This window comes from Devosia sp. 1566, from assembly GCF_004005995.1.
Classification (GTDB): domain Bacteria; phylum Pseudomonadota; class Alphaproteobacteria; order Rhizobiales; family Devosiaceae; genus Devosia.
On the sequence record NZ_CP034767.1, the window covers coordinates 369,850 to 382,130 of the forward strand.

The following is a 12,281-nucleotide window of genomic DNA, read 5'->3' on the forward strand; positions in this document are numbered from 1 at the left end:
GGCCAGCAGCACTCAGGCCGTGAGCTTCTTGCGACCGTCGCGGCGACGCTTATTGATGATCGCACGACCATCCTTGGTTGCCATGCGGGCGCGGAAACCGTGGCGACGGGCACGCACGAGCTTGCTGGGCTGATATGTACGCTTCATAACATCAAACCGCGCCTGCGCCCGGTTCCTCTTATTGGCTCTGCTTGCGCAAGAAAATGGGGGCACAGGTCAAGCGCGGGGCTCGGACGGTGCCGGTTGGTGGCGTCTATAGGCAAAACGGGGCGGCAAGTCAACGCGCCACCACACCCTTGCGCAAGATCGGCTGGGGAGAGCGGAGCGCTGTTGTTTTCAACCGCGGATCGCCCCATAACGCGCTATCTTTACCTTGGCCAGCGGCAATGGCGGAACTGAGCAAACCTGATCTCTGCATCATTGGCGCCGGATCGCTGGGCGTGGAACTGGCCTGTCGCGCCCGCCGCTATGGCGCGAGCGTAGTGCTGGTGGATCGCGGTCGCCCCGAGGCGGGCGATGGAGTGGCCCAGACAGCGGCCTTGGCTGCCCTGGCCGGTATCGCTGCGCGCGCCCACAGCTGGCGAACTGGCGCTGCGGTCGGCCTTGCCGGCGATCCGCCCAAGATCAACCACCGCACGGTCAGCGAGCAGGTGAGTCGCGTCGTGGCGGAACTGGCCCCCGAGCGCTCGACCGAGCGTTTGCAGGCACTCGGCATTGTTATCCTCACCGGTGCCCCGGCATTTGCAGACAAGCAAACGCTGGTTGTCGGCCAGACCACCATCCGGGCCGACCACTTCATTCTTGCAACGGGGGCCACCCCGAAGACACCGGCGATCCCCGGGCTGGAGGATGTGCCGTTTTTCACCCCCGACACCATTGTCGCCAACACGCGAAAGCTGACCCATCTTGTGGTGATTGGCGGCGATGCCGCAGCTCTCGAACTGGCACAGGTCCATGCCCGGCTGGGCTCGCAGGTGACGCTGACCTCCCCCGGGGCGATCCTGTCAGAAGCGGATGCGGAGAGCCGAGCCATTCTCCTGCGCGCCCTGGTGGAAGAGGGGATCGCCTTCCACGAGAATGTGGAAATTACGGTTTTGCCGCGCAAGCTGGGCATCGGGGTGCAGTTGCAGCACTTCGGAAGCGAAACCACCTTGCTCGATGCCTCCCACCTGCTGGTGACCACGGGCCGCATCCCTGATCTTGAAGGGTTGGACCTTGCTAAGGCCGGCATCGCCCGCCCAGACCAGCAGCCGGAGCAGATCAAGGTGAGCGCGGTCGGTCGTACGACCAATAATCGCGTCAGCGCTGTGGGCGGCGCTGCCAACGAGAAACATCCCCATGCCGCGCGCCGCGCCGGCGAAGCGCTGTTGGGCCGGCTGCTGCTGGGCAAGAAGACCTCCAATTCAAAGCTTGCTCCCACCCTGGTGATGACATCGCCTGAACTGGCCCAGATTGGCCTCACGGAGCCGCGGGACGGTGCATCCGGGCAGCAGATCTTGCGGGCCAACTGGAGCGAGAACCCGAAGGCCCGCGCCTTGGGTGCTGCGCATGGTGCCGCCAAGCTCGTGGTCAACAATGACGGCACCCTTGCGGGTGCGGCGCTGGTCGGGATTGGGGCGGCCGAAATGCTGGCCATCATTGCCCTTGCGATGGAGCGGCGCCTGCATGTGGCCGAGTTGGCGCAATTGGTGCTGCCCCATCCCAGTTTTGCCGAAGTGCTGCGTAGCGCGGCCGAGCAGTTCGAGGGCAAAACTGCATCTGCGCCCGCCACACGGCGCCGTCTCAAGCTGCCGCGCTTGCTAGGCTGAGCGGGGCTTACCAGCGCGCCTCAATTGACTATAATGGCTGGGATGACAGCCGCGCGCAATGTTATGCCGGGCCGGTTCTCCGGCCTGTCCATCAAACTCATTGTCACCATCATCGCCGTGATCCTGACGGTGGAGGTGGTGGTATATCTGCCGTCCGTCGCCAGCTTCCGCGCCAATTGGCTCAATGACCGCATGCGCGTCGGCATGGTGGCAGCCCGCGTGCTCGATGCCGTGCCCGATGTGCCGGCCCTGCCGCGCAGCCTCACCGACCGGCTTTTGACCTCGGCGGGTGCCAACGCCATTGTGTATCGGCGCGAAGGGCAAAGTCAGATGATAGAGCTGACCGAGCCGATCACGCCCGACCGCGTGGTTACGGCCGATATCCGCGAATCCAATCCCTTTGCCTTGATCATGGGTGCCATGGATACGCTGTTTGCCGGCCCGGGACGGACCCTGCGTATTGTGGGGGAGGGGGATGTCGACGAAAGCCTGCTTGAAGTGCTGATGCCCGAGCGCCCATTGCGGCAGGACCTGCTGGAATATTCCCGCGATATTGTGCTGGTGTCCTTCATCATCGCCGCGCTGACTGCCGTGGCTCTTTACCTGATGGTCAGCCGGCTGTTCATCTATCCGGTGCGCCGGCTCACCGCCAATATGCTGGCCTTCCGGCAGGCGCCGGAAAATGCAAGCCTGATCCTGGCCCCGTCCGGCCGGCGCGACGAGATCGGCATTGCCGAGCGGGAACTGGCCGCCATGGAGGCCGATCTGTTCTCGATGCTGCGTCAGCGCCAGCATCTGGCCGATCTCGGGCTCGCCGTCGCCAAGATCAATCATGATTTGCGCAACACCCTGACCTCGGCCCAATTGCTGTCCGACCAGGTGGCCACCCTCGACGATCCCAAGGTGCAGCGCCTCGCGCCCCGTCTCGTGACCACCCTCGACAAGGCAATCGGCTTTGCCCAATCGGTGCTGGATTACGGCCGTGAAAGCGCTGCGCTACCGGTACTGGCGCCGGTGGCGTTGCGTGCCCTGGTGGAGGACGCCGCCTTTGATGCCCGCCTTGTGGGGCACCCAACGATCAGCTTCCACAATGAAACGCCCCAGGAGCTGCGCCTCAATGTCGACCAAACCCAGCTCGGCCGATTGCTGGTGAATCTGCTGAAGAATGCCCGTGAAGCGCTCGAGGCTGCTGGCGCCAAGGTGGAGTCGCCTCAGGTCAGCGTATCCGCCGGGGAGCGGGACGATGGCCTTGTTATTGCGGTGAGCGATAATGGGCCAGGGCTCCCCCCGCGCGCCCGCGACAATTTATTCGTCGCCTTTGAAGGCTCCGCCCGCGCGGGCGGGACCGGACTTGGTCTGGCAATCGCGCGCGAAATCGCCGAGGCCCATGGCGGGCGGCTGGTGCTGGCCGAACAGGACCAGGGAACCCGCTTCGAGCTGATCTTGCCCTTATCGCTGCGCTTGTCGTGAGGCCCTGTGGATTTTCCCCGCACGGCCTTGCCAACCCCGGATCACCCATGTATGGGTTGCCGCGCTTGCTGCAGAGAGCGGTTCCGACCGCCTCCCACACCAAGCGGCCAGACATGGCCTGCGCGCCCTTAGCTCAGCTGGATAGAGCACCAGACTACGAATCTGGGGGTCAGGAGTTCGAATCTCTTAGGGCGCGCCATTCTCGTGCAAAAGTGGGCACTATTGCTCGCGCGGGATTCTCATCCTCGGACACGGCTTTCAAGAGCTGGTCCTTCGGTCCGCAGATGCGGACACGATCCTTGCCGACGGTGACCTTGCTGACGAACATGTGCAGCCAGGTGCGGCGGAAGGCCGGGTCGGCATCGCGAAGCTGGCGGCGGATCCCAGAGGAAAAGCGTTGCACCATGTCCGGTGACAGTTCTGTCCGGGCCATGCTGCGCTGGCGCAGGGCATCGAGCGTAGATGTGCCCTCCAGGAGGCCGCGGATCATGTTCACCAGTTGTGTACGCTGCTTGACCAGAAGGTCGCGTACCCGATGCAACGACAGTGCTGCCTGCTGATCGGTCGACTTCATCGCCACAAAACGCATGGTGGGGCGGGTCACGGCTTCGCAAATCGCTTCGGCGTCCACCGCATCGTTCTTGCTGCGCTTCACATAGGGCTTCACGTAGGCCGGCGGCATTATGCGCACTTCATGGCCCAGCTTTGTCAACTCGCGAGCCCAATGGTGGGATGTGCCGCACGCCTCAATGCCGATCAGACAGGGCGGCAACTTGGTGAAGAACGGCAGCACCTGCGATCGCCGCAGTGTTTTGCGGACAACAACGTCTCCGGATACGTCGACGGCATGAACTTGAATGGCCAGATCAAGGCCCACGGTGGTAATCTGCATGGCGGATGGCTCCTTTGCTCGGGTTGCCTGATAGCAAACCCACTTTGGCACTCAGATGCCGGGAGCGGGAGCCATCCACCTCATCTGGAATGGGGCGCTTCGCCGAAGAACCGGTCCCGACCCCATTCCGGACGGTTGAAGGTATCGAGCTTACTCCTGAAAGCAGCCTAGCCGATTGCATCGGCCACCCATTGGAACCTCAGCGGCCGCTTGAGATAGGTGAGATGCGCATTGTGAGCATCGAAGTTCAAAGCACATAGGTGGACATCAGCACCGTCCGCACACATCATCTGGGTACCGTGGATCCTGCCGAGACCAGATCCGGCGAGAAGTATGTGCGGACAGGAGCTACCCTACGCTATGACGGAGCATTTGATTGCGGAAACTTACATCGGGATTTCGGTCGGCGTGGTAGCTTACTGCGTGCTTCTTTGGTCATTTTTTCGTCGTGCAGAAAGATCGGATAGGCGTCGCATTGTGCTGGGTATCGTCGCCAGTTTTCTGCCGTTTCTGCCAATGGTTACGGCCTTTCTACTACCTGCTGTACTGGGCAGGAGTGCAGATGGTCCGAGCAATATCGCGTCTTACATCAACGCCTTCTACTTCTGGGTGGCGATTTTTCCGTCAGCCTACGTGATAGAGAAGACGAAATTCTGGAAGGCCTGGCGCCGCAAGGCATGACACTCGGGTTGTCACCGTCCTAGGTTCCGGAGCAGCATTCCCACTTCCGGTACGAATGCCATCACAACCGAAACCTGCCAGTCTGCATCCCACCCCAAAAACGGCAGCGGGCCGCGGCATGAATGGCAGCTAACGGGAAACCGAAAGCACGGCCGGAATGACCGTTGTGGGGCGCCTTGCCGCTCGGCAGCTGACGACCCCATGTCTGTCGTTCAGTCGAACTCGCAAGTTTGCCAAAGCCGCCATTCACCAGGAAGGCGCTGCTATGTATTCCTTGCCTGTGACCCTAATGATTGAGTTGATGTACTGCTTAGCAAGAACAGGAGGTGTGCGGGGGCGTGATGTCATTGTGCACCGTTCGGGCCCGGCTGTTCAGCGGTTCAGCGGGCCCTTCACCAGTGATGAAGAGACGGCATCTTGAGATCCCGCCTCTTCTATCTAATTAGATGCGGCGCTAGCGTCGGCCCAGCTCTTGACCAGCTCGTCGTAATTGACGGTGATCGGCTCTTCCTTTTCGTTTTCGATCGCCAGCTGCGGGGCGAGATTGCCCTTCTGGACGGCATCGGCGTTCCAATAGGCCAGGTCATGCTCCTGGGCCAGTGCGGGTCCGATATCGGCCTGCACGCCCGCACGCTCCAGGCGCTCCATCACGCGTTCCTGTTCGGCGCAAAGGCTGTCCATGGCTTCCTGGGGTGACTTGGCCCCCGAGGACGCATCTCCGATCGCCTGCCACCACAGCTGTGCGAGCTTAGGATAGTCAGGCACGTTGGTGCCCGTGGGCGACCACTGCACGCGCGCCGGCGAGCGGTAAAACTCCACGAGGCCCCCTAGTTTAGGTGCGCGTTCGGTGAAGCTTTCGTGCCGGATGGTGGATTCACGCACAAAGGTCAGACCGACATGCGATTTCTTGACGTCCACGGTTTGCGACGACACGAACTGCGCATAAAGCCAAGCCGCCTGGGCGCGATCCATCGGAGTTGACTCTAGGATGGTCCATGAGCCCACGTCCTGGTAGCCCAGCTTCATGCCGTCCTTCCAGTAAACGCCATGCGGGGAGGGGGCAAAGCGCCATTTCGGTGTCCCATCCTCGTTCATCACCGGCAGGCCGTCTTTGACCAGGTCAGCGGTGAACGTGGTGTACATGAACATCTGCTGGGCGATTTTGCCCTGGCTCGGCACCGGTCCGGACTCCGAGAAGGTCATGCCCTGTGCTTCAGGGGGCGCATAGGCCTTGAGCCATTCCAGATATTTGGTGATGGCATAAACCGAGGCCGGTCCGTTGGTGTCGCCACCGCGCGCCACGCAGGAGCCGACTGGGCGCGAGTTCTCGTCGACCTTGATGCCCCATTCATCGACCGGCAGTCCGTTGGGAATGCCCTTGTCGCCGTTGCCGGCCATGGACAGCCAGGCGTCGGTGAAGCGCCAGCCCAGCGAAGGGTCCTTCTTGCCGTAGTCCATGTGGCCGAAGATCGGGCCTTCGCCCATGTCACGGCCGGTGAAGAACTCGGCGATGTCTTCATAGGCGCTCCAATTGACCGGCACGCCTAGATCGTAGCCATATTTCTCCTTGAACTCGGCCTGGATGGCCGGATCGTTGAACCAGTCGTAGCGGAACCAGTAAAGATTGGCGAACTGCTGGTCCGGCAGTTGGTAGAGCTCGCCATCCGGGGCGGTCGTGAAGTCGATCCCGATGAAATCGTCCAGATGCAGGTTTGGATTGGTGACGGACGCGCCATCTCCTGCCATCCAGTCGGTCAGGCTGCGTGCCTGCTTGTAGCGCCAGTGTGTGCCGATCAGGTCGGAATCGTTGACATAGGCGTCGTAGATGTTCTCGCCCGACTGCATCTGCGTTTGCAGCTTTTCGACGACGTCGCCCTCGCCGATAAGGTCATGCGTCACCCGGATACCGGTGAGCGCGGTGAAGGCTGGCGCCAAGACCTTGGATTCATATTCATGGGTCGTGATGGTTTCGGACACCACCTTGATGTCCATGCCCGCAAACGGCGCCGCCGCATCCATGAACCATTTGAGCTCCGCTTCCTGCTCCTCCCGGCTCAGCGTGGACATGTCGGCAATTTCGGCATCGAGGAACTTGATCCCTTCGTCCATGCTTTGCGCCCAGGCGGGGCTGGCCACGATCAGCGCCATCACCGCCACAGTTGATTTCAGTAGATGCCTACGCATTCGTTCATCCTCCCTTGGATTGCTATGCGGCGCCGCAGACCAGCATCTTTTGGCTGTTATCTCCGGCCGGAACTCTCCCTAGACAAAGCGGAATACGCACACTGCGTAGGCCACCGATAGGGCGAGACTCCACCACAGCTCGGGCCCGAGCAGCCCCAGCCATGCAAGATTGATAAAGGCGCTGCCGAGCAGCGATATGAACAGGCGATCGCCACGCGTCGTTTCAAAGCGCAGGAGGCCGACCCTCGGACTGCCGCCCGGAACACGCCACTCCCAGATCCCCGTGCCGATCAGCAGCATCGCGATCATCCCGAAGAAGGCGGCTGTCGGCCAGGTCCACGCCATCCAGGAAAAGTCCATCGCACTCTCCTCAAACCCGGCCCAAGGCAAAGCCCTTGGCGATGTAGTTGCGAACGAAATAGATGACGAGCGCGCCCGGAATGATTGTCAGCACCCCGGCGGCCGCCAGCACGCCCCAGTCGAGCCCCGAGGCAGATACCGTGCGGGTCATGATGGCCGAAATCGGCTTGGCATCCGTTGTCGTCAGCGTGCGCGCCAGCAGCAGTTCGACCCAGGAGAACATGAAGCAGAAAAACGCAGCCACCCCGATCCCCGAAGCGATGAGCGGCATGAAGATGCGCACAAAGAACCGCGGAAATGAGTGGCCATCGATATAGGCCGTTTCATCGATCTCCTTGGGCACCCCGCTCATGAAGCCTTCCAGGATCCACACCGCGAGGGGCACGTTGAACAGGCAATGGGCCAGCGCCACGGCGATATGGGTGTCGATCAGCCCGAATGCCGAATAAAGCTGGAAAAACGGCAGGGCGAACACCGCTGGTGGAGCCATGCGATTGGTGAGGAGCCAGAAGAACAGGTGCTTGTCGCCCAGGAACCGATAGCGCGAAAAGGCATAGGCGGCCGGCAACGCCACCGCGAGCGAGATGATGGTGTTAAGCACCACATAGATGATCGAGTTGATGTAGCCCGAGTACCAGCTGGGGTCCGTGAAGATGACGCTGTAATTGCGCAGGGTGAAGTTGCGCGGCCAGAGGGTAAAGGCGCCGGTGATCTCCTGGTTGGTCTTGAAGCTCATGTTCAGGAGCCAATAGATCGGCAGCAAGAGGAAGATGATATAAAACGTGGGCACGAGCCAGCCGAGCCGCAGCGGTCGCCGCAGCCGGTTGACCGCGGCACTTGGGGCGGTAGAGCGCGCCTGGACCGTCATGGATTCCGCTGTGATCGGGCGGTCCGTCATGCCTCGCTCCCTTGGCCGTAATTGGTCATCACGGTGTAGAACACCCAGCTCAGCAGCAGCACGATCAGGAAGTAGATCAACGACATGGCCGCCGCCGGGCCCACGTCGAATTGCCCGATCGCCATCTTGACCAGGTCGATCGACAGGAACGTTGTTTCATTGCCCGGTCCGCCGCCGGTCACTACGAACGGCTCGGTGTAGATCATGAAGCTGTCCATGAACCGCAGCAGGACTGCGATCAGCAGCACCCGCTGCATCTTGGGCAGTTGGATGAAGCGAAAAACACTCCAGTGCGAGGCCCCATCGATGCGCGCGGCCTGGTAATAGGCATCGGGAATGGACACCAGTCCCGCATAGCACAGCAGCACCACAAGGCTGGTCCAGTGCCACACATCCATGAGAATGATTGTCGCCCAGGCGTCGAATGGGTCCTGCACATAATTGTAGTCCACGCCCAGGCCTGAAAGACCACGCCCCACGGGATCAGCAGCGGCAATGCCATCAGCACCAGGCACACCGGCACGCCCCAGCCGCGCTTGGGCATGTTGAGGGCTATGAAGATGCCAAGCGGAATTTCAACGGCCAGGATAATGGCCGAGAACAGCAGATTGCGCTGCAAGGCTTCCCAGAAACGGTCCGAGTGCAGCGTCTCGTCGAACCAGTCCAGCCCTGCCCAGAAGAACTCGTTGTTCCCGAAGGTGTCCTGGACCGAGTAATTCACCACGGTCATCAGCGGAATGATGGCCGAGAACGCCACCAGCACCAGAACGGGGAGCACCAGAAACCAGGCCTTGTTGTTCCAGGTTTTTTCCATTTACCCCTCCAGCGCCTGGCGCCAGGAATCGGCATAGATGTTTATCCCCTTGGGATCGAACATGACGCGCGGCTCGGCCGGGATCTCGTCATGTTCCGGCACGATCGCCGCTATGTCGCTCCCTTCCACCACGCCGCGCACGATCCGGTGCCGCCCAATGTCTTCCACCGTTCGCACCTGGATCGGAATGCCCTGATCCCCCACGCGCACATATTCGGGCCGGATCCCAAGCTCCATGCGTGCGCCACCCTGCGGGTGTGCTGATCGGGGCAGGCTGATCTGCTGCGAACCCAGATGCGCTGTCTGCCCCTCGAGCTTGATGGGCAGGACATTCATTCCCGGCGACCCGATGAAATAGCCGACGAAAGTATGGCTGGGCCGCTCGAACAATTCCGCCGGCGTTCCGATCTGCACGATCTGGCCCTCGAACATCACCACGACACTGTCCGCAAAGGTCAGGGCTTCGGTCTGGTCATGGGTGACGTAGACCATAGTGTAGCCAAAGCGCTGGTGCAGTTCCTTGAGCTGGCTGCGCAGCATCCATTTCATATGGGGATCGATCACCGTCAACGGCTCGTCGAAGAGGATCGCATTGACGTCCTGGCGCACGAGCCCGCGGCCAAGCGAAATCTTCTGCTTCTGGTCTGCAGTCAACCTGCGGGCGCGCTTGTGAGCCCGATCCGCCAGCCCGATGATCTCAAGCGTCTCCGACACGCGCCGCTTGATATCGGCCTCATCTACGCCACGATTGCGCAGGGGAAAGGCTAGGTTCTCGAACACCGTCATGGTGTCGTAGATCACCGGAAACTGAAACACCTGGGCAATGTTGCGCCGCTCGGTCGGCAAATCCGTCACGTCCTTGCCGCCAAACAGCACCCGCCCGCGCGAGGGCGCCACCAGGCCCGAGATGATATTGAGAAGGCTTGTCTTGCCACACCCCGATGGACCCAGCAGGGCATAGGCCCCGCCATCGGCAAAGCCATGGTGCACTTCCTTCAGCGCAAAATCATCATCGGTCTGGGGATCGGGGAGATAGGAATGGCGGATATGATCGAGATCGATGCGTGCCATGTCTCTTCCCCTATGCCGCTTCAGCCTGAATATTGCCGGCCCGCCGGCCCTGCTCGTCGAACACCATCAGCAGGCGCGGATCGAGAAAGGCCTCGATGGGTTGCCCCACGGCAAAGCTCTGCACCCCGGGCGTCAACATGATCCAGCGTGCATCCCCAAAGCGCAGGTGCAAAAAGCTTTCCGATCCGGTGATCTCGATCGCTGAAACCTCGGCGCGCAACGCCGCAGCGTTCGGGCTGGATTGGCCAAGCGAAAGATGGTGCGGCTGGAACGCGATGGTGTACTCGCCATCCGCAAGCCCAAGCTCCGCCGGCACAGGCAGGGTTAATTGCTCGCCCAATATGAACTGCCCATCCATCTTGCGCGCGAGGATGGAATTGAGCGGTGGATCGGAAAAAGTGCGTGCCGTCACGAGGTCATTGGGGCGCCGGAACACATCGATGGTCCGGCCGAACTGCGTGACCCGGCCTTCCGAAAGCGTGGCCGTATTGCCCCCCAGCAGCAGGGCCTCGGACGGCTCGGTGGTCGCATAAACAAAAATGGTGCCGCTTTCAGCAAAGATGCGCGGCAACTCGGCGCGCAATTCCTCACGCAGCTTGTAATCGAGATTGGCCAATGGCTCGTCCAGCAGCACAAGGGCGGCATTCTTGACTATCGCCCGCGCTAGGGCCGTGCGCTGCTGTTGGCCGCCCGAGAGGTTCAGCGGCATGCGGCTGAGATAAGGCGTAAGCTTCATCAGGCCCGCAGCGCGCTGCACTGCCTCGTCGATAGCTTTGCGATCGGCGCCTGCCACCCGCATGGGCGAAGCAATGTTCTCGTAAACGGTCATCGTCGGATAGTTGATGAACTGCTGGAACACCATCGCTACATCGCGCTTCTGCGGCGTCACGCCAGTCACGTCTTGTCCGTCGAAATGAATGGTGCCGCATAATGGCCGGTCAAGACCTGCCATTATGCGCATCAGGCTGGTCTTGCCCGAAAGGGTGGGACCCAGCAGGACGTTCAGTGTGCCCCGCTCCAGCTTAAGCGAGATGTCGCTCAAATGCTGCTCGGCGCCGGCCAGCTTGCCTATGTTGCGCAGCTCTAGCATGAAGCTTCACCCGGCCTTCATAAGGCAAGTCTGCACAACATCAGCCTCGTTGATGCTGAGTATCTCCACAAACCCCTCCAGTACCCTACGCCGGTTTTCCGGTCTTCAGGGACAATCATACCCGAGGCAGAGTCAGTGGCGCTGATCCATTTGATGTACCCGTCCACCTTAACAGCACGGTCAGCGAAGTACCTGGAGTTTGGGGAAGCGGTAGATCCGAGCTGTCCGTTTTCCGGTGTCGACGATTTAAAACGGACAGACCGCTTGCCACCCCAACTCGGCCGCAGCGCAAGTCGAGAAACAGGTGGCGGGTTGAATAAACACCATGAAAAGCCGCAAAAGCAGACACTATGTTATGTTACATATGCTGTGCCCAACCCTCTGCAAAGGTTGTGCCCCATATCAGGCACAATGGTTTGAATGGCTTAGCCACCGTTACGTGGGGACTGCTTAGGCCGCAAGCGACCCCATCATGGCAACTTCTGGCCTGAGCAGTCGGTCCACTTGGCCGGGATTACCTGCGCAGTGTGATGTGGCGCTGCGATCCCAAGAAAGAAGCGCTCACGCAGCCGCCGTCACGCCTCAAGCTGAGCTTCAATCGCCGCGTTGTCGACAACCGACCACACTTGGACAATGCGGCCGAGATCGAAACGATAGAAGACATTCTCGTAAAAGATCACCTGGCGACCATTAACCGGCAGGTCAAAGAACAACCCGATTGGCCTGCAATCGAACTTCAAACGGCTGCCGATCTGCGGGGGTTGGATTACCAGCAAGTCCGTTACAAAGCGCAGATCGGGAATGTCTCGGACGTTCCGTTCTAGCATAGCCCGGTAGCCGGCTAGGCCGAGTTTACGGCCATTGTGCACAACATCGCTGTCGACAAAAGCGCCCAGGTTTGCCCAGTCGCGCTCGTTGAGGCAGGCGATATATTCGTTGTAGATGAGGGGCAGTCTGGCTTGGTCATGGGCTATCGTCAAAGCACGGCCATTTGCAGTCGAAATGCTCAACCT

General features: G+C 60.9%; 10 protein-coding genes, 1 tRNA gene and 2 pseudogenes. 4 read left to right on the forward strand and 9 right to left on the reverse strand.

The window, feature by feature from the left end; genetic code table 11:
• Positions 1-12: 12 nt before the first annotated feature.
• A complete protein-coding gene (gene rpmH, locus ELX51_RS01755) occupies positions 13-147 on the reverse strand; it encodes a 50S ribosomal protein L34 (protein WP_127751898.1) in 135 nt (44 codons plus the stop codon).
• A gap of 239 nt (positions 148-386) precedes the next feature.
• Between rpmH and ELX51_RS01760 the strand changes: the two genes are divergently transcribed.
• The 3 genes from ELX51_RS01760 (at position 387) to ELX51_RS01770 (ending at position 3,477) form a co-directional block, all read left to right on the forward strand.
• Entirely contained in the window at positions 387-1,808 is a 1,422-nt protein-coding gene (locus ELX51_RS01760) for an NAD(P)/FAD-dependent oxidoreductase (protein ID WP_164854710.1), read from the forward strand.
• 33 nt (positions 1,809-1,841) lie between these two features.
• On the forward strand, positions 1,842-3,278 hold the full coding sequence (locus tag ELX51_RS01765; protein WP_127751900.1) for a HAMP domain-containing sensor histidine kinase: 1,437 nt from the start codon (positions 1,842-1,844) through the stop codon (positions 3,276-3,278).
• 122 nt (positions 3,279-3,400) lie between these two features.
• A tRNA-Arg gene (locus ELX51_RS01770) sits at positions 3,401-3,477 on the forward strand.
• Between the two features lie 174 nt (positions 3,478-3,651).
• Here the strand turns inward: ELX51_RS01770 and ELX51_RS01775 are convergent.
• Positions 3,652-4,170 (reverse strand): annotated as a pseudogene (locus ELX51_RS01775) (IS110 family transposase); the annotation flags it as partial.
• A gap of 360 nt (positions 4,171-4,530) precedes the next feature.
• On the opposite strand from ELX51_RS01775, the gene ELX51_RS01780 reads away from it, so the two are divergent.
• Positions 4,531-4,851, forward strand: a complete 321-nt coding sequence (locus tag ELX51_RS01780) for a hypothetical protein (RefSeq protein ID WP_127751901.1) — start codon at positions 4,531-4,533, stop codon at positions 4,849-4,851.
• A gap of 438 nt (positions 4,852-5,289) precedes the next feature.
• Here the strand turns inward: ELX51_RS01780 and ELX51_RS01785 are convergent, their stop codons facing one another.
• The 7 genes and pseudogenes from ELX51_RS01785 to ELX51_RS01815 form a co-directional block, all read right to left on the reverse strand.
• Complete coding sequence (locus tag ELX51_RS01785) at positions 5,290-7,035, reverse strand: ABC transporter substrate-binding protein (protein WP_127751902.1); 1,746 nt, start codon at positions 7,033-7,035, stop codon at positions 5,290-5,292.
• A gap of 78 nt (positions 7,036-7,113) precedes the next feature.
• Entirely contained in the window at positions 7,114-7,395 is a 282-nt protein-coding gene (locus ELX51_RS01790; RefSeq protein ID WP_127751903.1) for a DUF2160 domain-containing protein, read from the reverse strand.
• Between the two features lie 10 nt (positions 7,396-7,405).
• The gene (locus tag ELX51_RS01795) at positions 7,406-8,293 is read right to left on the reverse strand and encodes a carbohydrate ABC transporter permease (RefSeq protein ID WP_248305219.1); all 888 of its coding nucleotides are present in this window, start codon (positions 8,291-8,293) and stop codon (positions 7,406-7,408) included.
• Positions 8,290-9,107 (reverse strand): annotated as a pseudogene (locus tag ELX51_RS01800) (sugar ABC transporter permease). The gene ELX51_RS01795 and the pseudogene ELX51_RS01800 overlap by 4 nt, the downstream one beginning before the upstream one ends.
• Positions 9,108-10,178 carry an ABC transporter ATP-binding protein gene (locus ELX51_RS01805; RefSeq protein ID WP_127751904.1) on the reverse strand — a complete coding sequence of 357 codons (1,071 nt, stop codon included), beginning with the start codon at positions 10,176-10,178 and terminating at the stop codon, positions 9,108-9,110.
• A 10-nt stretch (positions 10,179-10,188) separates the two neighbouring features.
• Positions 10,189-11,268: an ABC transporter ATP-binding protein gene (locus ELX51_RS01810; RefSeq protein WP_127751905.1), complete on the reverse strand. Its 1,080-nt coding sequence runs from the start codon at positions 11,266-11,268 to the stop codon at positions 10,189-10,191.
• Positions 11,269-11,843: 575 nt separating this feature from the next.
• Positions 11,844-12,272: an ester cyclase gene (locus ELX51_RS01815; protein WP_248305307.1), complete on the reverse strand. Its 429-nt coding sequence runs from the start codon at positions 12,270-12,272 to the stop codon at positions 11,844-11,846.
• Positions 12,273-12,281: the final 9 nt, after the last annotated feature.